The organism is Ruegeria sp. D3 (assembly GCF_056534465.1).
The window spans coordinates 20,504-43,084 of the sequence record NZ_JBQFPK010000022.1 but is presented as its reverse complement, the minus strand read 5'-3'; the positions used below and the strand labels follow the sequence as shown (position 1 = coordinate 43,084).

At 55.8% G+C, this 22,581-nt stretch carries 13 protein-coding genes and 1 riboswitch; of the genes, 6 read left to right on the top strand and 7 right to left on the bottom strand.

Annotation, left to right across the window (positions count from 1 at the left end; translation table 11 throughout):
- Positions 1 to 54: 54 nt before the first annotated feature.
- Positions 55 to 1,113 (bottom strand): putative urea ABC transporter substrate-binding protein, encoded by a 1,059-nt coding sequence (locus ACR0DX_RS21575; protein ID WP_480847352.1) that lies wholly within the window; start codon positions 1,111 to 1,113, stop codon positions 55 to 57.
- Positions 1,114 to 1,208: 95 nt separating this feature from the next.
- Positions 1,209 to 1,315, bottom strand: a riboswitch (guanidine-I (ykkC/yxkD leader).
- Positions 1,316 to 1,646: 331 nt separating this feature from the next.
- Between ACR0DX_RS21575 and ACR0DX_RS21570 the strand changes: the two genes are divergently transcribed.
- The 5 genes from ACR0DX_RS21570 (at position 1,647) to ACR0DX_RS21550 (ending at position 8,243) form a co-directional block, all read left to right on the top strand.
- Positions 1,647 to 2,384: a DUF3299 domain-containing protein gene (locus tag ACR0DX_RS21570; RefSeq protein ID WP_480847350.1), complete on the top strand. Its 738-nt coding sequence runs from the start codon at positions 1,647 to 1,649 to the stop codon at positions 2,382 to 2,384.
- 246 nt (positions 2,385 to 2,630) lie between these two features.
- The gene (locus ACR0DX_RS21565; protein ID WP_170356239.1) at positions 2,631 to 4,727 is read left to right on the top strand and encodes a hydantoinase/oxoprolinase family protein; all 2,097 of its coding nucleotides are present in this window, start codon (positions 2,631 to 2,633) and stop codon (positions 4,725 to 4,727) included.
- On the top strand, positions 4,727 to 6,376 hold the full coding sequence (locus ACR0DX_RS21560; protein WP_170356238.1) for a hydantoinase B/oxoprolinase family protein: 1,650 nt from the start codon (positions 4,727 to 4,729) through the stop codon (positions 6,374 to 6,376). The genes ACR0DX_RS21565 and ACR0DX_RS21560 overlap by 1 nt, the downstream gene beginning before the upstream one ends.
- Complete coding sequence (locus ACR0DX_RS21555) at positions 6,373 to 7,455, top strand: aminotransferase class I/II-fold pyridoxal phosphate-dependent enzyme (RefSeq protein ID WP_170356237.1); 1,083 nt, start codon at positions 6,373 to 6,375, stop codon at positions 7,453 to 7,455. Before ACR0DX_RS21560 ends, ACR0DX_RS21555 begins: the two co-directional genes overlap by 4 nt.
- The gene (locus ACR0DX_RS21550) at positions 7,452 to 8,243 is read left to right on the top strand and encodes an aspartate racemase/maleate isomerase family protein (protein WP_170356236.1); all 792 of its coding nucleotides are present in this window, start codon (positions 7,452 to 7,454) and stop codon (positions 8,241 to 8,243) included. The genes ACR0DX_RS21555 and ACR0DX_RS21550 overlap by 4 nt, the downstream gene beginning before the upstream one ends.
- Here the strand turns inward: ACR0DX_RS21550 and ACR0DX_RS21545 are convergent.
- The 6 genes from ACR0DX_RS21545 to ACR0DX_RS21520 form a co-directional block, all read right to left on the bottom strand.
- The gene (locus ACR0DX_RS21545) at positions 8,206 to 9,522 is read right to left on the bottom strand and encodes an HlyD family type I secretion periplasmic adaptor subunit (RefSeq protein ID WP_170356235.1); all 1,317 of its coding nucleotides are present in this window, start codon (positions 9,520 to 9,522) and stop codon (positions 8,206 to 8,208) included. The genes ACR0DX_RS21550 and ACR0DX_RS21545 overlap by 38 nt on opposite strands.
- A complete protein-coding gene (locus ACR0DX_RS21540) occupies positions 9,519 to 11,261 on the bottom strand; it encodes a type I secretion system permease/ATPase (RefSeq protein WP_170356234.1) in 1,743 nt (580 codons plus the stop codon). The genes ACR0DX_RS21545 and ACR0DX_RS21540 overlap by 4 nt, the downstream gene beginning before the upstream one ends.
- A 95-nt stretch (positions 11,262 to 11,356) precedes the next feature.
- Positions 11,357 to 11,605 carry a hypothetical protein gene (locus ACR0DX_RS21535; RefSeq protein ID WP_170356233.1) on the bottom strand — a complete coding sequence of 83 codons (249 nt, stop codon included), beginning with the start codon at positions 11,603 to 11,605 and terminating at the stop codon, positions 11,357 to 11,359.
- Positions 11,606 to 11,670: 65 nt separating this feature from the next.
- Positions 11,671 to 19,380, bottom strand: a complete 7,710-nt coding sequence (locus ACR0DX_RS21530; RefSeq protein ID WP_480847346.1) for a beta strand repeat-containing protein — start codon at positions 19,378 to 19,380, stop codon at positions 11,671 to 11,673.
- Positions 19,344 to 20,567 carry a hypothetical protein gene (locus tag ACR0DX_RS21525; RefSeq protein WP_480847344.1) on the bottom strand — a complete coding sequence of 408 codons (1,224 nt, stop codon included), beginning with the start codon at positions 20,565 to 20,567 and terminating at the stop codon, positions 19,344 to 19,346. Before ACR0DX_RS21525 ends, ACR0DX_RS21530 begins: the two co-directional genes overlap by 37 nt.
- A 78-nt stretch (positions 20,568 to 20,645) precedes the next feature.
- Entirely contained in the window at positions 20,646 to 21,224 is a 579-nt protein-coding gene (locus tag ACR0DX_RS21520) for a toxin-activating lysine-acyltransferase (RefSeq protein ID WP_170356231.1), read from the bottom strand.
- Positions 21,225 to 21,686: 462 nt separating this feature from the next.
- Between ACR0DX_RS21520 and ACR0DX_RS21515 the strand changes: the two genes are divergently transcribed.
- A complete protein-coding gene (locus ACR0DX_RS21515; RefSeq protein ID WP_170356230.1) occupies positions 21,687 to 22,568 on the top strand; it encodes a LysR family transcriptional regulator in 882 nt (293 codons plus the stop codon).
- Positions 22,569 to 22,581 lie beyond the last annotated feature (13 nt).

Below are 22,581 nucleotides of genomic sequence, written 5' to 3'. Positions count from 1 at the left end.
ATCCTTGGCACGTCGGGGGATCGGGGCAGCAGCGCGGGCCGCCCCGAAGCTTGCTTACAGGTCGCCGTCAGCGGCCATCTGCATGTAGGTCGTGTCAAAGCGGAACTTGACGTTACCCGCGTCGCCCGTGGTCGTGCCATCGGGATAAGCGATGCCCACGAAATCAGCGCTGGGAGCGCCTTCGCCCAGAATGCCTTTGTCGAACAGGAATTCGGCAACATTGGTCATGGTCTCCGGCAGATCCCCGGCGCTGGCCTGTGCGACGGCGGCGGCCGGGTCAAAGAACATCTCGGTCGCGGCAAGCTGCGCCTTGTAGCCTTCCAGATCGGTGCCCGAGGCTTCGGCCATGGCGGTCAGAACCTCTTCGTCGCCCGCAGCCATAAGCGCCATGACCTCATACCAGGCGCCTGCCACGGCCTTGCCGAATGATGGGTTGGCCTCAAGCGTTTCAGTGTTGACCACCATCAGGTCCAGAATCTCACCGGGGATTTTCGAGCTGTCGAACAGGTTCACTGCATCAGGGTTGCTGCCCATGATTTCGGACACAAGCGGATTCCATGTCACCACTGCCTCGACATCAGGCGTGGCGAAGGCCGCGATCATGTCAGCGTCCGACGTGTTGATGACTGAGGCCAGATCGGATTCCTCAAGCCCCACCGAATCCAACCCCCGCGCCAACAGGTAATGCGACACCGACAGTTCCACCAGATTGACCGGCTTGCCCTTAAGGTCTTCCAGGCTGCCTGCGCCCTTCATGATCACCGCATCATTGCCGTTGGAATAGTCACCCACGATCAGCGCGGTCGTATCAACCCCGCCCCCTGAGGGGATCGACAGTGTGTCCATATTGGTGGCCGAGACACCGTCAAAGGCACCGGCGGTGTATTGGTTGATCGACTCGACATAATCGTTGAACTGCACGATCTCGACATCGATGCCATATTTGTCGGCCCATTTGTCCATGATCCCGCTGTCTTCCAGATACCCCCAGGGCATCCAGCCCACATAGATTGACCATGCCAGCTTGAACTCGGTCTTTTCCTGTGCGGCCAGCGGCGCGGCCAGAACACCCAAGGCAAGGGCGGTCGCGGACATCAGCTTAGTCATTTTCATGTCATTCCCCGTTGTCACGTCCCGCCAAAATCGTGGAGGGTTTCCGGACCGCTGGCGGAACAATGAGATCGGGCGCGGACGAAACCAGCGCAGTAACCTCCCGGGATTTTGGCCCGCCGTGTGCCTTGTCGGAGTTTGCCGACAAGGTGATGCTTCTTGGACCTGACCTGACAATGTCAGCGGAACCCTAAGCACCCTGCCCGTTCAGAATGCTCAGAGGTTTTGATCCTGACAACAAAGGTGCCATCGGTTTCTCGGAAGCTGATCTGGTTGCTTAAAAATTAGACTAAATCCTGAACGCTTGCTGCATTGCAGGGCTCAACTGTACTTTGAGTTGGCGCGAACCGAAGTATTTCAGTTTCAAACTTAGACTACCCAGCAGCAAAATAATCGCGCACATCGGCGGGGCTGATTCTCAGCAAATTTGTTCTTGGCCGAGGCTGGATTCACAGCACAAAGTCCACAATACTCAAGTTGGATAATGCCGACGATGATGAGTTGTGTCTAATTTGCGAAAACATGGTTTCAGCTGGATGGCTGCTCTGCTCATGATGACGTTCATGGCTGACGCAATGCCTGACGAAACGCTGGATTGGGCCGAGATGCCGGACCCAGCCGCGCAAGTCTTTGAAGACCCGTTTCGGACACTCGGCCCTGAAGAATTTGACGATCTGGTTTTTGCAGTACGATTGCGCGGTAGACTGCAGCAAGAAATCGGCACCCCGGACGAAAGACTGAAGTGGCAGGAGCTTCTGGCAGAAACCGAAAACGCCTTGGCGGCGAAAGGCGTGGACATTGATTGGCTTCTGGATCAGCGTGAGGCTGTGACCGCACGGCGCGAGCGTGCTGCTACGGCTGGAAACCCCAAACTGGATGGTCGGTCCTTCACTGTATCAGGGTATGCTATCCCCGCTCCGCCTGACTCAGATGGTCAGCCCGTGGCTTATCTTGTGCCCCAACTGGGGATGTGCAGCCATTTTCCTCCGCCACCACCAAATCAGATGATCCGTCTGCAATTGGATTCAGACTGGGTGCCGCGTTATATGCACCAGCCCATCCGGGTGACCGGAACTTTGGCCATCGCTCCATCAGATCAAATGGTAATGGTCGTCGATGGATTTTTGCCCATGCGCGCAACATTTCAGATGACTGCCGAAAAGGTCGAGGTTTTGGAAGACGCACAGGACGCTCAAAGCCGGATCGAAACCCTTGCTGATCGCATGCGGGCGGCCCGCCACCGTAAATCCGGCGGTGCCGACCAGCTGGATTGACGGTGCAAGCCGAGGGAGGTTACCGCGCTGGTTTTATTGACAGCGCGTTAGAACCTCTTGCAGAGTTGCAAACATGGGAATCGTGGTAGTTTCAGACATACCTACTATGGCCGAGGGCTCACAGCTGGGGCGCCGCGCGACTGGCTGTGACTTGGTTGTGTGACCGTCACTAGGAGAAACGTCGTTGGGTCCGCTGTCAGCGCAACACAGGCTCAAAATCCCTTAACTCAATCCTTATGGCTTTGAATGAAACCTGAAAACGGCCTGCGTGTTGCAGTCGATATTGGTGGTACATTTACCGACACGGTCCTGGTCAACGAACATGACCAGATTTTGGCAACGACCAAAACGCCTACGACAACCAGCAACCCCACTTTGGGCGCGCTGCAAGGTGTCCGGCGTGTGATGTCAGATGCCAACGCAAACTGGCGCGACATCACCGGATTTATTCACGGAACAACCCTTGCCACAAATGCGTTGATCGAACGGCGCGGTGCTCGGGTCGCGACCGTGACAACAGAAGGGTTTCGGGATATTCTGGAAATCGCCTATGAGCGCCGTTACAGCCAGTATGATATCAACCTGGTCAAGCCGGACCTGATCGTGCCGCGCACGCGCGCCTTTACAATTCGAGGGCGGATGGATGCGCGTGGCCGCGAACTGTCCGGGCTTGCAGAGGAGGATGTCGCACAGCTTGTTCGCGACTTGTCCGACTGTGGCGCCGAGGCTCTCGCGATTTGCCTTTTGCATGCCTACGCCAACCCGGCGCATGAGATCAGGTTGCGGCAGCTTTTGTCCAAGGCTTTGCCAGAGGTGGCGATTTCCTTGTCGCATGAGGTCAGCCCCGAGGCGCGAGAATTCGATCGACTGTCGACAACCATTGCCAACGCGTATGTCCAGCCGCAGATAGCAGACTATTTGTCGGACTTTCAAACACGGTTTAACGCCGAAGGCCTAGATTGCCCTATTCTAATGATGACCGCAGGCGGAGGCATGACGACGCTGGAAACAGCGGCGCGCCTGCCTATCCGTTTGGTCGAGTCCGGCCCGGCCGGAGGCGCAATACTTGCGGCGCGGGTTGCCGCCGAGACGGACGAGCGTGAAGTTCTGAGCTTTGATATGGGCGGTACGACGGCCAAACTCTGCCTGATCGACGCCTTTCGCCCACAGACCGCGCGTAAATTCGAGATCGCCCGCGCGGCGCGTTTTATCAAGGGATCGGGTATGCCCGTTCGTATTCCGGTTATCGAAATGATCGAGATCGGCGCGGGCGGCGGTTCGATTGCCCATGTAGATCGTTTGGGGCGCCTGCATGTCGGCCCCCAAAGCGCTGGTTCTGAACCAGGCCCAGCGGCGTTTTCCAATGGCGGCACGCAGCCTACGGTAACTGATGCGGATGTGGCGCAAGGGTATATAGATCCGGACCGGTTTGCCGAAGGGCGTATAAAAATAGACACACATGCTGCGCACTGCGCTTTGGACCAGAGCATTGGAAAATCGTTGGTGTTGGCGGCAGATCAGGCGGCGCTCGGTATTAGCGAAATCGTTGACGAAAACATGGCCAGCGCAGGCAGAATGCACGCTGTGGAGTCCGGCAAGGATTTAACTGCGCGCGTTATGATCGCCTTTGGCGGCAACGGGCCGTTACATGCCACCCGAGTGGCTCGGCGCGCGCAGGTCGACCGGATCGTTATTCCACGCGACCCGGGCGTGGGCTCAGCGGTCGGGTTTCTGTTCGCTCCGGTGTCATTCGAGATCATTCGCTCGCGTTACACAACTCTCGATAAACTCGATTTGCAGGATCTCAACGCGTTTTTTGACCTGATGTTGCAAGAGGCCCGGTCTGTTGTTCGCAGCGGCGCCCCAACTGGCGCGCTAGTGCAACGAAGGCGGGCCTACATGCGGTATCACGGACAAGGTCACGAGATAGAAATTCAGCTGCCCAATAGGTCACTGCAAGAAGAAGACATTCCAGAACTGCACCATAGTTTCGAGAATGAATACGTCAGACAGTTTAGCCGCGCAGTTCCGGGCATGCGCGTCGAAATCATGAATTGGGGGCTTGAAGTCTCATCGCTTCCTCCCGCTTTAACACCCGCTGCGGCTTCGGCAAAAAAACGTCAAGCCAAGCCTCATGGCTTTCGGTTAATCCTGTGCGACGTCACTGGTGATTGGCGAAAGGCAGGTCTCTATGACCGCGCCACTCTGAAACCGGGTGATCATCTTTCAGGACCGGCTTTGATTATGGAACCGCAAACAACAACCTTGGTCAGCGCTGATTTCTCGGCGCGGTTGGACGAGGCCGGGAACATCTGGCTGGCCCGTAACGCTGGAGGATCATGATGAATCTGTCAGAAACAAGGTTGCAGGTCATGTGGAACCGCCTGTTGGCGGTTGTAGAAGAACAAGGACAAGCGCTGATCCGCGCCGCGTTTTCTCCGATCGTGCGAGAGTGTGGCGACATTTCGGCCGGGATATTCGATGTGCAGGGGCGGATGCTAGCGCAGGCCGTTACAGGAACCCCGGGGCATATCAACACGATGGCCGAAGCGGTGAAAACCCTGCGTGGCCGCTTTGCCGTGCAAGATATGCAGCCCGGCGACATCTACGTGACCAATGATCCCTGGATCGCATCTGGGCACCTGAACGATTTCCTGCTGATGATGCCTGTATTTCTGGATGATACGGTGATTGGTTTTACGGCCTGCACGTCTCATCTGGTCGATTTGGGTGGTCTGGGAATGGGGCCGGAAGGGTCAGATGTTTACGACGAGGGGTTGCTTGTTCCACCCTGCAAACTGGTAGAGGCCGGCACTGTCAACGCTCTGCTGATGGAGATCGTGAAGGCAAACTCACGTGAACCTGTTGCAAATGAAGGTGACATTTACGCCTTGATTGCATGCTGCGAGGCCGGAGCGGTTAGATTGTCTGGCATGATGCAAGAGTTCGGCATCAATCGGCTGGATGAATTGGCAAACTATATTATCGAAACATCGTATCGCGGCACTCTTGACGTCATCGCTGGATTGCCGAAAGGCACATGGCATAACGTACTGAAAGTAGACGGGTACGAGCGCGAAATTGAACTGCACGCCGCCCTGACGATTGAGGCGGATAAGATCGTTCTGGATTTCAAGGGTACTTCGGGACTGTCCAGCAAGGGTATCAATGTACCCCTGAATTACGCGACCGCCTATTCGGTCTTTGCCCTGCGGTGCTTAATAGGCCCAGATATTCCCAACAATGCAGGATCATTGACGGCTTTCCTCGTGTCGGGGCCGAAAGACTGCATTCTGAATGCGCAGCCGGGTGCGCCTGTTGCAATGCGTCACACGCTGGGCCAGATGACGCCGGATCTGGTGTATGGGTGCCTCGCGCAGGCCCTGCCCGATCGCGTACCTGCCGAAGGCGCGTCGTGCATGTACGACCTGCCTTTGCGACATGCGCCCGAAGCTCCGCAGACCGGAGGCGAACAGTTCGCGCTTGAGTTGGTGTTCAGTGGTGGTACTGGCGCGAGACCCGGCTTGGACGGCCTCTCGGCAACTGCGTTCCCATCTGGGGTTTGGGGATCTCAGGTCGAAACGACCGAAGCGGTCGCACCAGTATTGATAACCAGACGAGAATTAAAACCAGATTCCGGCGGTGCGGGTCAAAGGCGGGGCGGTCTAGGGCAGCATATCGAGCTTCGATCCGCTTGTGACGAAGACCTGTTGCTGTTCCTTTCAGTGGAACGGGTTAAAAACCCCGCACGTGGGCGATCAGGTGGATTAGCAGGTGCCAATGGGCGCATTCGGGTCAGCCACGATGGTTCTGACTTGCCAGGAAAAGGTCAGGTCCGAATACAGGCGGGTCAGACTCTTGTATTCGAAACACCGGGCGGCGGAGGTTTTGGATTGCCCCAGGACCGTAGCCGATCCGAGGTTCTGCGTGACTTAGAGGCGGGCCTGATCACGGAGCAGTCCGCGCGTGACGTCTATGGGGTGGAAACATGATCCAACCAGTGTCGCATGTTTCAAGACTGTCGCCTTACGCGCTTGCTGAATTGAGCGATCTTGAAGGTAGGCGCTTAATATCCCTGGCGCAAAATGAAAGTCTGACACCCCCCAGTCCGCTGGCAGTTTCTGCCGCTGCTGGCGCTATGGAAGCGGGTCATCTTTATCCTGATCCCGATTGGCGTGATCTCCGCTCGGCACTGGCCGCGCTGCACGATCTGCCAGCCGAGTGGATATTATGTGGTAACGGGTCCATGGAGTTGATCTCATGTCTGGCCCAAGCCTACGCAGACGAAAACTGTGCGGTACTTGCACCGGCACATGCATATCCGTTTTTCAAAACCGCTGCACAAGTCGCCCGTGCACGTTTTGATACTGCCCCAGAAAAGTCGCGCGGAGTATGCGTTGATACGCTGTTCGACCATGTTCAACCCGACACACGCATCGTTTTTGTTGCCAATCCAGGAAATCCGACTGGTACAGTTATCCCGAAAGCAGATCTTGTGCGTTTGCGTGAGGCTCTTCCCGATCAGGTGTTACTGGTTGTTGACGAGGCTTACGGCGAATATGCGGACCATCTTAACGAGCCTATCTTTGATCTGATCGAACGCGGTGACACGGTTGTTCTGCGGACGTTCTCCAAGGCCTACGGATTGGCGGGTATGCGGATCGGCTGGGGCGTGTTCCCTTTGGATATCGCGACACAGACTCGTAAAACTATGAACCCCAACAACATATCAGTGGCGGCTCAGGCTGCGGCGATAGGCGCGTTGAATGATCAGGACTATATGAAGGCCACTCGGTCAGCAACGATCCAACTGCGCGACGATTTCGCGACAAGACTACGCCGTGCGGGTTTCGAGGTTCCAGAAAGCTTCACCAATTTCGTGTTGATCCGCTTTGCAAATCCCCAAGATGCACGGTCGGCCAATGATGCGCTTCGGGCCGACGGCATCATAGCACGTGGTCAGGCCGGGGCCGGCTTACCCGAATGCCTGCGGATTACTATGGGCCAACCCGCCGAAATGGACCGCACGGCCCAACTGTTGGAAGCTTGGATCGAAGGGGACACACCATGAAGCATTCCCGAGGGCTGGCTCGTTTCGGCATTCTTGTACCCTTCACGAACACTAACCTTGAACCTGATATGTATTTGTTGCGCCCCGACGGGGTGTCGCTGCATTTCGCGCGAATGGGCGGTTATGATCAGGATCAGATTCCTGATGCCGAACAGATGCAAGGCCTTGGAGCCACAGATCTGGTTGAGCCGCTTCGTTTGCTCCAAGGGGTCCGGCCCGAGGTCATACTTTATGGATGCACATCTGCAACCTTGACCCATGGGTTCGCCTTTGACCGAACACTTGCGACCCGGATTAAAGCCGAATGCGGAGCCGAGACTGTAACCGCTGCCGGAGCAATCGTGTTTGCACTGCGATCACTGGGCGCGAAAAATATCGGGTTTGCTTCGCCCTATGTCCCCGCAATCAACGACCTTGCCGTCAGTTTTTTGGCCGAGGCCGGAATCCACACGGTCAATCGCTCGGAAGTCGCAAGTACGTTGGACAATTATGGACAGGGTACGATAAGCCCCCAAGCCGTGTTCGAGCTTGGACGAGCTGCAGACCACCCGAAGGCTGATGCGATTGTTCTTTCCTGTACCGATATGCGCAGTGTCGAAATTATCGACCAATTAGAACAGGCATTGGGCAAACCAATTGTCACGTCAAACCAAGCAATGATGTATCAGGCTCGGTACATCATGGGTCTTGCCAATTCTGTGCATGGGTATGGAAGGTTGCTGCAAACGACGGCGCCCGATCGCCCAGACACTAGTCACGAAATGCCTTCGCAAAATAGTCTGCCATAGGTTTGACCAAATACCCCAAAGGGCTGCGATCCGCGGTTCGGATGAAAGCTTCAACAGGCATGCCAGGTACAAGAATCGAACCTTCTGGCAGCCTTCGCGTTTCGCCTTCGTTCAATGTGATCTCGGCCCGGTAATATCGCAGCTGACTGGTGTTATCCTCGAAAGCGTCTGCCGAAATTGTCACAACGCGACCGCTAAGTTCAGGTGTTTTGCGCTGATCCAGCGCTGGAAAACGCAGGGTGACCAGTTGGCCGATACTCAGCTTGTCAATATGAATAGCCTCAACTTGTGTGTTGATCACCAATGGTCGGTCCTGCGGCACAATGAACAGAACCGGATCCGCCTGTTGGACAACGGATTGCAGGGCAAAGACCTGCAGACTATACACTACGCCTGCGACCGGAGCCTTGATGTTAAGACGAGCCAGACGATCCAAAAGAGCCCGGCGTTCTTCCCGCAAACCCAACTCACGAACCGTCAGGTCGCGCAAATGGGATATAGCATCTTCGCGCTGAGCAGTGGCGAGCTTGAGGATTTCGATTCCAATCTCGGTGATCCGCACCTCGGCTTCTGCCTTACGCGCCTTGAGGTCACCCATCTGGCCCGACAGGTTGGCATCTTCTCTTTGCAAGGCCAAAACACGAGACGCCTGCGCCAGGCCGCGATCCAGCAACTGTTGCTGCCCGGCCAACTCTTGTGTGATCAATTCAAGCTGCCGGGACAGCGCCGCCTCCTGTGCCGCCAGACCATCTATCTGGTTCTTGATCTGATTGGCGCGCTTCTCAAGTTGGGCGATCTCGTTGCGCGTCGATGCCGCGCGCGCGGAAAACAGCCGCTTTTGACCTGCAATCAGATCCGCAGCGTCTGAGTCTTTAGCCGCAGCTTCCGACAGAATAACGTCAAACCGGATGGATTCGCGCCCATCCCTTTCAGCTTCTAGCCGTCCGCGGCGGGCCATCAACTCATAGAGCTGGTTTTCAGCGATGGCCAACTCGGACTCCAAAGCGCTTGGATCCAGACGAATTAGGGTCTCACCTGCCCTGACCACGTCTCCTTCATCCACCAGAATTTCTGCCACCACGCCACCATCGGGGTGCTGAACCACCTGACGGTTCTGATCGACCTCAATCTGTCCGCTAGCGATGATCGCGCCCGAGATACGGGCAAGTACCGCCCAGGCGCCAAAACCTCCAAGTAACAGAAACAGTGTCAAAACGCCCAGAATCAACGGCCCCTTCGCGGACCATTGCCCGTTGTTTTGCTGAACCGGTCGGGTCACTGGACACCTCCCTGCGCATCTGTTCGGGCGACATCATTGCTGTTCCTGACCACTTTTCGCAAAACCTCGTCTCGGGGTCCAAAGGCCCGTACAGTTCCGCCATCCAACATCAACAAAAGATCGCATTCTGCCAGAACCGCGGGCCGATGCGCGATAATCAACAGGGACTTGCCATCAGCCTTGAGCCCCCGGATCGCCTTGTTCACTGCTCCGCTGCCCTCATTGTCCAAGTTCGAGTTCGGCTCATCCAGAACAAGAATGACAGGATCGCTATACATCGCTCGGGCCAAACCGATGCGTTGAATCTGACCACCAGACAGACGATTGGCCGTGGCCCTGACAGGCGTGTCATAACCCTTTGGCAACTTAACGATCATTTCATGCGCATCCGCCTTGCGCGCAGCCGATACCACCTTTTCAGCTTTGGGGTCCGGGGCCAGTTTAGCTATGTTCTCGGCGATTGTTCCGTCAAACAAGGTCACCTCCTGCGGCAGATACCCGATATGCGACCCCAGAACATCTGGCGTATACTGATCAAGACTGGCCCCATCCAACCGGATGTACCCCCCTGCCGAAGGCCATACGCCGGTTAACGCCCTTGCGAGGCTTGATTTACCAGCACCTGACGGACCGATCACCCCCACGGCTTGTCCTGGTGAAACAGCGAAGTTGACAGCTTTTAGGACGGCTTGCGTTTCACCGGGTGGAACAATGGTGAGGTTACGTATTTCAAGTCGGGCTTTCGGCGTTGGCAGCGGTGTTCGCTTTGTTTCGATTGGAACCGTTCCCAAAAGCTCGGCCAGTTGTCCCCAGCCTCGCATAGCAGCCTGAACCATTGGCCATTGACCGACGATCTGTTCGATAGGTGCAAGGGCTCGGCCCATCAGGATCGAACCTGCAATCATTGCCCCTGGCGTCATCTGACCCCGTAGCACAAGCAGTGCGCCAAGCCCCAGCATTGCAGATTGTAAGAACAGTCGGAATGTCTTTGTCGTGGTGGTGAACGTCCCTCCAAGATCGGCCGAGCGCATATGTTCGGACAATGCGTTGTCACGTGCTTTGCTCCACCTTTTAAAGGCTGCGCCACGCATTCCCAGCGCCTGCACCATTTCGGCCTCATTTTGCATTTGGTCCGAGATGACTTGCGCCTCGACCGAAGCCCGGTTGGCCGCTTGACTAGGTGCGCGCGTGGTGACCTGGTTAATGACGGTTACTGCAATAAGAATGACCCCACCTACGAGGGCGAGTATGCCCAGCCAAGGGTGGAAAACCCAAATTCCAAGGAAAAATACCGGGGTCCAGGGCAGATCAAAAACCGCTCCGAAAACTGGTGACGAGAACAACCGCGAAATGGCAACCAGATCAGCTGGACCGGCAGTGTTATCTGATTTCCCCGGACCTGACGCCCTACGCAGCGCCGCATCAAAAACACGAGGATCAAGGTCGGATTGGAACCGCGCGCCTATTCGGCCCAAAAGTCGACCTCGCGCGTAGTCCAGCAATCCCATCATACCGTAGAGAAAGACCACCAGCACAGAGAGGGCGACCAGTGTCTCGACCGAGCGGCTACCCAAGACGCGATCATATACCTGGAGCATGTATAGCGGGCCAGTGAGCATCAACAGGTTCGCAAAAAAGCTAAAAATGGCAACACACCAAAACAGGCCACGGCTTTGACGCCGTGCACCGCGCAATTCGGCGCGCCCCGCCTGAATCTGCCTGGCCTCTGAACCTGCCATTTTTTAGCCTTGTCTTTTCAGTACCTTAAGCCAGAAAGATCTTCCTGGCTTTGCCAGAGACCGTTGCCTGAAAGCCTATGAGAACCCAACTCAGCCTAGGCATCGGTTTCGGACGTTTTTTCCACGTGTTTGTAGATTTCTTTCTCTTCAAGCACCTTGATCATGGTTGAAATCTGCGCATGGCATTGCAGAAGCGCATGAAGCGACATGTTGATCATCAGGGTGTTTTCGCTTGCCGGAGCTTCCCCCTCGGTCGCGGATTTTTTCAGACACCCACAAGTGACACGTACCACTCCGTTGATCGTCGAGATATCCGTGATGCCATCAATATAAACGTGTTGCATTTAACGCTCCTTACGCAGAGGGATGTTAGTGGCCCGGCGCAGGACAACGCGCCGAGCCGGGAGGATCAGACAAAGACCAGATTGTCGCTACTCAGGATCGCCAGATCGTCGTATATTGACGAAACTTCCTGGAAAGCACCGTTTTCGATACTGCGTGTTGCGGAAGTGTTACTGGCTGCAAGATCGGCCACGCCTTCACTGAGATACGCGATCGTTGCATCAACTCCGGACTGGATTGCGGCAACAACATCAAACTCGGTGAACGGGTCTTGCGCATCAGTCGAGTTTGAAATGAGCTGCCCGAACGTGATCTCTGAGGTGCTGTCATGATCCACGACGCGGATTATGTCCTCACTGCCGAACTGGTTGATCTGCACCTGACCCAGCGAGGCCCCGTCAACCACAACGTCAATCGTGTCATCCGCATCCGAGAAGACAAGGTTGTCGGTAGTGATATCGGTGGTATCCCCGTTGGCAGTACGGAAGATCAGCACATCGACAAAAGCATCGTTGCTGAGAACCGATACGGCGGACCCCGAGGCATCTCCTAGCACACCGTTTTCGACGTCGTCGAAATAGGTGCCGAATGCTGCGTCATCGCCGTTGGACAATTGCGACAGACCTTCGGCGGTTGTCCCCGTCAGAGCAGATGCGCTGTCCTGCAGGTTGGTCTGGATCTGATCGCTGACCGCAAAGCGCCCGCTGCCCAGCGTATAGATATATTGGTCCGCGCCGCTGCCACCAAAGGCCACCGAGTTGCCAAAGCCGGCCACGAACACATCGCTATCCGCGCCGCCGTTCAGTACCGAGTTTTCGACAAAGCTGAAGACCCCGCCCAACGCGGCTGAGCCGCTGACTTCGAAGGATTCCAGCACTGTATCCAGGGCGCCAACCACATTTGCCAGCGCTTCCGACACAACCGAAATCCCCGCGTTGAACAGGAAGTCCAACGTCCCGGTCCCGAAGTTCAGGAAGACGTCCTGATCGTCGCCACCATCCAGATATCCGTTGCCGATACCAAGGAACACATCGTTCCCACGACCCCCAAGGCTGGCATAGCGCGCGCCTACATTGATGATGGTGTCATCCCCAAGACCACCGGTTGTCAGGCTGGCCACACCTATGGTGATGCCGATATCATCACCCGACCCCAACGAGGTCAGGTTGCGCGATCCAGTGCTGACCACAAGATCATCGTCTCCGCCAGCCAATACCGTGTTATAGAGACCGGCAACAAAGATGCTGTCATTGCCTCCGTTGCCTTCGATCTTGTTACGACCACCCAAGGCAAAGATGATGTCATCGCCATTCAAGTCGGTTTGTTTGTCACCGTTGATTTCGGTTTTGACCCCCAACACCAGGGCAACGTCGCTTCCGCGCCCCAGATCGACGGTGTTCTCTTTACCAATGCTGACCACGATGTCGTTGCCGCCACCGGTGCCGGTGTCGTTTTTGACCCCGACGCTAAGAACTGTATCGTCACCGCCGCCGGTGCGGACCTTGTTTTCCGAGCCGATCGAGATGGCAACGTCGACGCCACCATTCAAATCATTGCCATTGTTGGACGAGTCGATGTCGTTCTTCTTGCCGATGGCGATCAGAATGTTGTCGTCGGTCACGCCGGGTGTGGGATCAGTGCCGCCGCGGACGGTGTTGGATTCCCCAATGGCAAAGACAATATCGTTGCCCGCACCGCCATTCAGGCTGTTGGTCTTGCCTACGGCCAGCAAGATATCCGCACCGGCGCCTGCGTTGACAAAGTTGCGCTCGGTCCCGAACACGGCGGCGGCGTCATTGCCCGCGCCCAGATAGACACTGTTGGCTTTGCCAAGAACCAACGCCGCGTCGTCGCCTCCGCCGGTGTAGACACGGTTTTCGCGTCCACCGACCACTGCAATGTCACCTTCGCCGCCATCCGCATCGGTTTGCAGGAAGTTGTAGGTTTGGTTAAAGCTGCCAAACCGTTGCGCCCAATTGACGCCTGCAACCGTGGGCAAGGCCAGTTCCGGGATCGTGAAGGTCTGTGCGCCCAGCGTCACCGCATCACGGCTGGCGAAGTCGTCCAGATCAAAATCTGGAATCTCCAGATACTCGGCGGGAATGTCAAATTCGGGGATCGACAGACCAAAGAACTCGCGTCCTCCCAAGATGGTGTCGATATCCGACAGGCCCGACAGATTTGCTCCGCCGATGGCAAAAGAGGGCACCGAGATTTCAGGCAGCGTAAAGGTTGGCAGGCTGATTGTCGTGGGTGGAGCGGTTTCCGGCGCGGCTTCGGCAGGATTGACCTGAACGTCAAACTCATCCTCGGTCTGCAACACCTGATAGCCGCCATTGGCCGTGCCAGTGATTGAGGGCGAATTGGCCAGATCGGTGCCGGTAAAGAAGGTGTTGTTGCCCCCGCTTGCAGGCCCGACATCGCCGCGCTGTTCGGTATAGGCTTGGAATTCCGCATTGCCGCTGTTGGGGCTGAGGCGAATTCCGTTGGACGAGTTAAAGATGCCCGCCTTCCCGTCCGCGCTTTCGACGCCAACAAGGTCTTTGTAGACACTGCTGATTTCGGCGTAAGCGCTGGGGTTAAAGTCGATATCCAGCGTGAAGTCGAAATCCAACCCGTCATCGCGGAACCCGAAATCTGACACATCGGGCAGCGACAAGCTGGGCAGAGCCTGCCCGGCGACCGTCAGGTCGGGGATTGTCAGGTCCGGCAGGCTGATTTCTGGCAGGCCATAGGCGCCCAACTCACCATATTGGTAATCAGGCCGGCTGCGCAGTTCCGGAATATCGGGAATATCCAGATTGATCTGCGGCGTGCTGAACCCCGGGATGTAGACGTCCGGCACCCCTTCTGTCGAGAATTCGAGATCGGGAAACAGCACCGAAGCCGACCCCGATACTGCGATACCGGCTGTGAAGCTGGCTCCGATATCCTTGTCTTCGTATTTGGTGCTGACACCCGTGGCATTGGCCGTGTTGGTGGTAGAACTGGTTGGTGTTTCCTGCGCAGTTTTTTCCGGCAGGCCTTTGGCTTTTCGATCAGCCGCATCCGCTGCGGCCTTGTCGGCCTCTTTCTTGTCTTTGACGCGCTTTTGGTAATCGGCGATTTCTTGCGGGTCGATCGTGATTTCATTGTCGGTCACAACAAATTTGGTCTGACCAAAGGCTATCACAACGTCCGAGCCGCTGCCTGAAGCCACAAGGTTGAACTTGCCAAAGGCCGCAACGGTATCGTCACCGCTGGCTGTCAGCACGAAATTGTCCTTGCCCGCAGTCAGAACGGTATCGTCCCCGGCTTCGGTCAAAAGGATATTGTATTGGCCGACTGAGACGACAACGGCATCTCCAGTGCCTGAAAGGGCAAAGTTGCGCTGGCCTGCGATGGTGACAAAATCGTCATCGGCACCGGACAGAACCACATTGGCCTGACCCGCGGCAATGATCGTGTCTTCGCCTGCCGCAGTCGAGATCGCGTTGTACCGGCCACCGGCATAAACCGTGTCGCTGTGCGATCCGGTGAAAACCACGTTGCTGTAGCCCAGCGTGATCACATCGTTGTTGCCATTGCCCAGCAACGAGACGTTGTTGCCGCCCAGGATCAGCGCCTGATCGTTGTCGTCGCCACCCAGCACATAGTTGGTGACACCGGCCACTGCGATGCTGTTTGTGCCGCTGGCTGCGTTGACAAAGTTGAAGTTGCCAAGTGCAAAGATCGTGTCCTCGCCGTCGCCGCCCAGAACGATATTGCTCTGGCCAATGGTCAGCACGTTATTGATGCCGCTGCCCAGGAACAGGAAGTTCGAGCTGCCGGTGATCACGATATCATCGGTATCCCCTGCATTGCCGCCGCCCACGATCAGGTTCTGCCCCAGCGCCAGACCAGTCACGGTATTGTCGCCGGTGCCCAGCAGCAGGATGTTGTTTCCGCCGATCAGGTCGATCTCATCATCGCCGCTGCCGCCCCAATACGCGTTGAGCGAGCCGACAAGCTGCGCGTCGTTGTTGCCGTTGCCAGCCACCACAAGATTGGCATTGCCGATCGCAGTGACGTCGTCATCGCCTTCCCCGGCCTGCACAAGGTTGTGGCCGCCATAAGCCTTGACCTGGTTGTTGCCATTGCCCGCGATGACCACGTTGGCCAGGTTGGTCACGCTGGCCAGCGCGTTGATCAGAATGGACCCGGCCTGATCTTCTCCAAAGGCCGTGCCATCCGACGTACCGAACAGGCTGCCGACCAGCCCGCTATCGTCGCTGGCGGCAGCGGCATCCACCGCAACAAGCGCTGCCAGGTTCAACAGGCTTCCCGCAACGATGCGGTCACTGCCGCTGCCGCTGACCACAAGGTTACCAACGCCGTAAGCCTGAATGTCATTGCCGGGCTCATCGGCTGCAGGCTGCGCACCGTCAACGACACGCTCGACGCGCACATCGTCGATCAGCCCGCCCAGGTGGGTGCTGTCGGTTGTGCGCAGCTCCAGCCGCGACGTATCCCCGGCCGCGCCCGAGACTTCGAATGTATAGGTCCGCCAATCCGTATGCGCCTCGGAAATCACTCCGACCTGTACGCCGTCCCACCAGACCTCGATCGCGTTATCCGCCCCGTTTGCGCCATCCCGTCCCCGGAAATTCAGCGAAATCTGGTAGGTCTCGCCCGAGCTGGTGTCGACATCCTGATAAACGCCCGAGCCAAATCCGCCGTTGACTGCACCGCCAGCCAGTTCAAGAGCAAACTCTCCGTCGGCAGCAGCACCCAGACCAATTGTACTGGTTTTCAGGAACTCAGGCGTGCCAAAGGACGAGGACCAGCCATAGGGCAGAGACAGTCCGAAATTGGCATCGCCGTAGTTGCCGAACTCGAAACTGCCATTGGTGATCAGATTGTCACCCGCGCCCGGATTGTTCAGGCCAGCGGTCAGATTGGCGTTCAGCTCGCCGGTCTCGATCACCCGCACATCGTCGATCAGCCCCCCCAGATGGGTGCTGTCATTTGCGCGCAGTTCCAGCCGCGACGTATCCCCGGCCGCGCCGTTCACATCGAATGTGTAAGTCCGCCAATCCGAATGCGCCTCGGAGATCACTCCGACCTGTGCGCCGTCCCACCAGACCTCGATGGCGTTGTCTGCCCCGTTTGCACCATCCCGTCCCCGGAAATTCAGCGAGACCTGATAAGTGCTGCCCGAATTGGTGTCGACATCCTGGTAAATGCCCGAACCAAAGCCACCGTTGACCGCACCGCCGGCCAGTTCGATGATATAGTCGCCGTCGGCGGCATCTCCGTACCCTGCATTTGCCAGTTTAATGAACTCGGGTGTGCCGAAGGATGATGTCCAGCCGTCTGGCAGGCCAAGACCGAAATTGGCATCGCCATAGTTACCTTGTTCAAAACTGCCGTTGGTCAGAAGGTTACCGTCGGTTGCTTGCGAATTCGCAACAACCCGGACGTTGTCAATGGCTCCGCCCAACAGGTCGGATGTTCCCGCCGCCCGGAATTCAAGACGTGATGTATCCGCCCCAGTAACCCGGAAAGTATAGTCGCGCCAATCAGTGTGGGTATCTGCAACCGTCCCAACCAGTTGCCCGGCCCACCAAACCTCGATCGAGTTGCTTTCCGCAGACACTGTTGTCGTTCCGCGATAGCTGATGGTGATATCATATTCGAGACCAGCCCGTGTGTTGAGGTCCTGGTAAATTCCTGAATTCTCGGTTCCGTCCAATTCCAGAATGTGGTCGCCATGGCCAGATGCGCTGTGACCAAACTGGTTAATACTGTCATTGATCAAGTTGGCGTTGTGGACTTCGAGTCGCCCAAAGGACTGTGTCCAGCCCGTCGGCACATAAAACGAAATGGCGGTATCTGCCTGCGTTCCAAGCTCGAACGATCCGTTCTGAACGATGTTTTCCGACAGGTCCTGCACGTTTTCAGCGGCGGTTGCATTGAAATTCGCATCCAACACGCCGTCACCGATGTCTCGGGTGCCGAGGATTTCATTCACGCGCACGTTGTCAACGGCTCCGCCCAGCAGATCCGAGTTGCCTGCTGCGCGCAGTTCCAGCCGCGAGGTGTCGCCGCCGGTGACCGCAAAGGAATAGTCGCGCCAATCGGTATGGGTTGAGGCGATCTCGCCAACCTTTTCGCCATCCCACCAGACTTCGATCGTGTTGCTTTCCACCGACACGGTGGTCGTCCCGCGATAGCTGAGCGTGATCTCGTAGGTCGCCCCGTCACGGGTGTCGATATCCTGGTACACACCCGAGTTCCGCGTGCCGTCCAGTTCCAGAATGTGCCGTCCGCTGCCCGAAGCCGAGAACCCATACGGGCTGACCTGATCGTTAAAGATCGAAGTGTCGTGAATTTCCAACTGGCCGAAGGATTGCGTCCAACCATCAGGGACGCGGAAAGAGATACCGGTTCCGATATCGGTGCCAAGCTCGAACGAGCCGTTCTCAACCAGATTTGCGCCGCGATCCGAATTGGTGACCGCCTGCGCGCGGGTGTTCAGGCTGGAATCTCCGTTGCCCGCGAGGATGATGTTCAGACCCCCTGCGGCGAAGATGTTGTTTTCACCATCCCCTACTGCGATGATGTTGAGGCCACCGCCGGCGACGACTTCGTTGTCTCCATCCCCAAGGAAAACGGCATTGGCGCCGCCAAAGGCGTCTACGTCGTTGTTGCCGTGGCCCGACAGAACCACGTTTGCGCCGCCATAAGCGTCGATCACGTTGTTGCCGTAGCCTGCTTGTACGACGTTCAGGCCACCCGCGACCTCGACCTGATTGTGGCCATGCCCAGCATGGACCACGTTGACCCCGCCATAGGCGGTGACAATGTCATTGCCATCACCGCTGTCAATCTCTTGTCCGCCTACGCCCAAGGACCAGATACGGTCATTGCCTGACCCGGTTTCCGCCGAAAAGCCGAAGCCCTTTGCGGTAATGATATTGTCACCGTTGCCCGCATTCAGATCCGCGCCCAAAGCGTTGACCACGAAAGTGTCGTCGCCATCGCCTACCGTGATGTTGCCACCAACTGCATTCAGTTCGACAACGTTGTTCCCCCCGCCCAGGTTCAGCAAGCCAACAGCAGCCCCGACAAAAGCAGTGTCGTCGCCATCGCCCGCAGTCAGACTGGCGCCTGCGGCTTGAACGTCAAATAGGTTGTTCCCATGACCTGCGTCGATCGAGGCTCCGACCACCCGCGCAAGGATCGTGTCGTCGCCAGACCCGACTCGGATAGATCCTCCGATGGCGTGCAACTCGATCGTATTGTTGCCCTCACCCAAATCCAGAACACCAATACCGGCACCAACATAAGCGCTGTCATTCCCGCTGCCTGCAGTCAGGTTTGCCCCCAACGCGCGCACGTCGAAATGGTTGATGCCCTCACCGGCGTCAATGCCGACACCCACAGCGTTCACATAGATTCTGTCGTTGCCCCCACCAACGGTGATATCGCCCGCAAACCCGTTGAAATGGATCGAGTTATCCCCTTCGCCAGCATTCAGGCGGACACCCGCTGCGTTCACGTGAACCGTATCGTTGCCGCTGCCCACCGATATATCCCCGGCAAAGCCGTTGAAACGAATGGTGTTGTTGCCTTCGCCCGCGTTGATCGCAGCCCCTGCCGCGTTGACGTTGATTGTGTCGTCGCCGGACCCAACCGTGACCGAGCCGACACCCACATTGAAATTCACTGTGTTGTGACCATCGCCAAGGCTGGCGTAACCGATGGCGGCATCAACTGTCAGCGTATCGTTGCCCGACCCGGCAACAACGCCCACACCGACCCCACTGGCGGTAATCGTGTTGCGGTAATCGTGTTGTGGCCGCTGCCTGCATCAATATTGGCATCCGCTCCACGGGCTATGATCGTGTCGTCGCCTGCCCCTGCATAGACATTGATCTTAAACGCTCCGGTCGAGTCGATATAGTCGTTCCCGCCATGCGTGTAGATATAAGATCCACCAGCCCCTGCAATGACAGTATCATCGGTATTGCCATAGGTGTTGACTGTCGCCTCGAACCCGCCCGCGGTGGTGATGTGGTTCGTTCCGGTACCGCCATGCACGGTGATATCGGCGCTGAACTCGGCTGTCGAGTGAATACGGGTGGTGTTGCGTCCGACCAAATGCAGCGCCACGTCATCCACATCGGTCAATGTGATGTTGTTTTCGCCATAGCCGTGGGTGTTGATGTCAATATCGGTGGCGTTGTTGACACTGATGGTGTTGAACCCGCCGCGAATGTCCAAGTCTAGGTCAAAGATATCGTCTACGTTCAGGGTGTTGCTGCCGCCGTAGATATCAACGTCAGAATTTGCGAACGAGATCCCGTTCTCAGCGACGTTATATAGATTCAAGGTGTTGTTGCCGCCGCGAATATCGACGGTCACAAACTCTACATCGTTTAGGTAAAGATAGTTGTCACCGCCCGAGATATAGAGGCGTTCGATATCGAAGGCGTCGATGATGGTGATCGTCTGACCACCCCCATAGGCATCCAGCCATACATCATCAACGTCGTAAGCATATAGAGAGTTATAGTTGCCCCAAAGGTCGACATCGATATTCCAGAAGTCGACAATACTGATATTGTTGTTCCCATTGACGCCATTGTCATGAAACCACAGCTCCAGGTTGAAGCCGTCCACAAGGTTAACGTCAGACCCCGATGTCCACAGCTCGATATTGGCGTCGGCCTGCGAGATATTATCTTCACGAATACGGCTGATATCAATGTCCAGGTTGTTGCCCCGGGCGTCAAAATTGTAAATGTATTCAACATCATCCAGATAGATGGTGTTGTTGTCACCATGGATGATCAAGTTCTCGATGTCGAAAGTGTTGGTGATCCTGATGGTGCTGTTGCTGCCGTAGTGTTCAACATAAATATCGCCCACGTCGTCGATATGCGCGTAGCGGCCGTTATCGTAGGTCGTGCTGTAGAATGACTCGTAGGAAGAACCCATTATACCGTATCCCTTTTCTTAACGCTCTGGGCGGGTGAGCAGCATCAACGCAGCCAGGCCGTGTCCGTGGTGTGTTGTTTAGTTTCGAATGATGTGGAACTTGGCGACGCGGATATCGCGCCCTTGATTTTTAACTCTGTGCGCCAAAACAAACTGAACGTCGGGAAACGTGTCGCGCACGAAGTCATGCATCACCCGAGTCATTTTTCGAGTACCCCCATAGGGCGCTGCGAACTCCATAAACCAAAGGTTACTGCCCGAATTCCAATCCTCAGGCCGCAGCTCAAACGGCCCCTGGTGCCTCATTTTTTCGCTCAACTCGTCGGACAACCAGGCGTAACTCAGAATGCCAAATGGCTTTCCATTCCGATCCTTGAAAATACGTCCTTGACCAATGCTCATCGGAAAGATGAAACGTTCACCCAAGTGCCGAAGGGGCATCCGTGCGTAGTGGGGCGAACGGGACAATACCAAGCAAACCTCTCCGATTTGCTGGCATTTAACTCTCTCGTTCTCGCCGTATTTTCCCGCCGCATTCGAATTGGAACCGTTAATTAAAGACGATTCTTCATTTGAAGAATAACCAGTTATTTCACCATCTGTGTGCTGGTTGGTATTCTGCATAACCGTCATCTTCTTCTCCACCCAGGTGACCACATATGCTCTCCACAATTTTGTGAAAGAAAAGTGGTATAGATTTTAGGCAAGATTTTACGAAGCAACTGCAGCAGTCAAATTCGAAAGTTGAATGCGGTATTGAAAAACTTTAACCCAGCCTTAGACATCAAAAACTTTGCTGGCCCTTGCTTTCCGGCTCGGAGGAGTTGCAGTCTAACTATATGATAAATTTATGTTTATAATTATTTTGAATTTTTTTTCGATAGCGCGTGAATATATATTGGTTCTCGCGTGTTTATTTATTTGCGCAAAGTAGTTTGATCTGTTTTAGGGCTATATTGACCGTTTCCCTGAAAAGAAAAAAGGATCATTTTGGAATTATATTAGCGCAATTGGGATGGAGAAAGACATGAACACAATACCGCATAATTTTGCTCATAATACCCAAATGTTTTTTTGATTCGTCTTTTTTAGATCACGTCCCTATCAGGAAATAAAAAGATGCCAATATCGACTGACCTCGTAAAAGCGTTTGTGACCTTGTGTCAGGTGAAGTCATATTCAGAAACCGCAAAGATGCTCCGACGATCTCAGCCTACGATCAGCAATCGGATTCGCTTGCTGGAAAATCAAGTTGGATTTGCACTGTTCAAGGATAAGACACCGCACTCAGGGCTGACCGCGCAGGCCGAGCTGTTGTATCAGCGATGCCTTACGATCCAGAATGAGTTGGATCAGATCTCGGTTCTGACGCAAACCCAAGTCGGGAAAGTCATCCGGATCGGTGTGTCCGCCAGCCTGGAAAACTTGTGCTCGAGCTCAGCGATCGCAAGCCTCGGTTTGGGCCGGGCTGACACGACACTTTCAATCTCGACAGATGACACGGAAAACCTGCTGGCTTCCGTGGAAAAGGGCAATTTGGATGCGTGCTATATTTGCAATCGTGAGGTGCCCAGCCCGCTGACCCAAAAAAGTTGGCCATTTGACGTTCGCTGGGTCGCGGCCAAGTCTGTCGATGTAGATGACCTTCTGGCGCGCCCCATTGTCCCTATCGTTGGTTGGCACGAACAGTGGCAGCCGGCGCAGATTTTCTCGGCGTATTTCGAAAAATCTTCATACAGGTTTCGACCGATCTACCAGACTCAAAACCTGAGCAATTATCTGAATGCGGTGCAAGCTGGCGTTGGGTTGGGGTATGTAGGGGATATTTTTCTTCACAATCTGCCTGTGGCCAGTGACCTGCACTACATTGACGACAGGCTCAAACCTTTCGGTCAATTCTATATTCATCGCCTAAACCAGGCTGAGCCTGCGGCAAATCTGCGTCGAGTTCTAAGCATTATTGACAGCCATCTGGATCGTCTAGCCACAACCACATTGTGAATTCTCTGGAGTA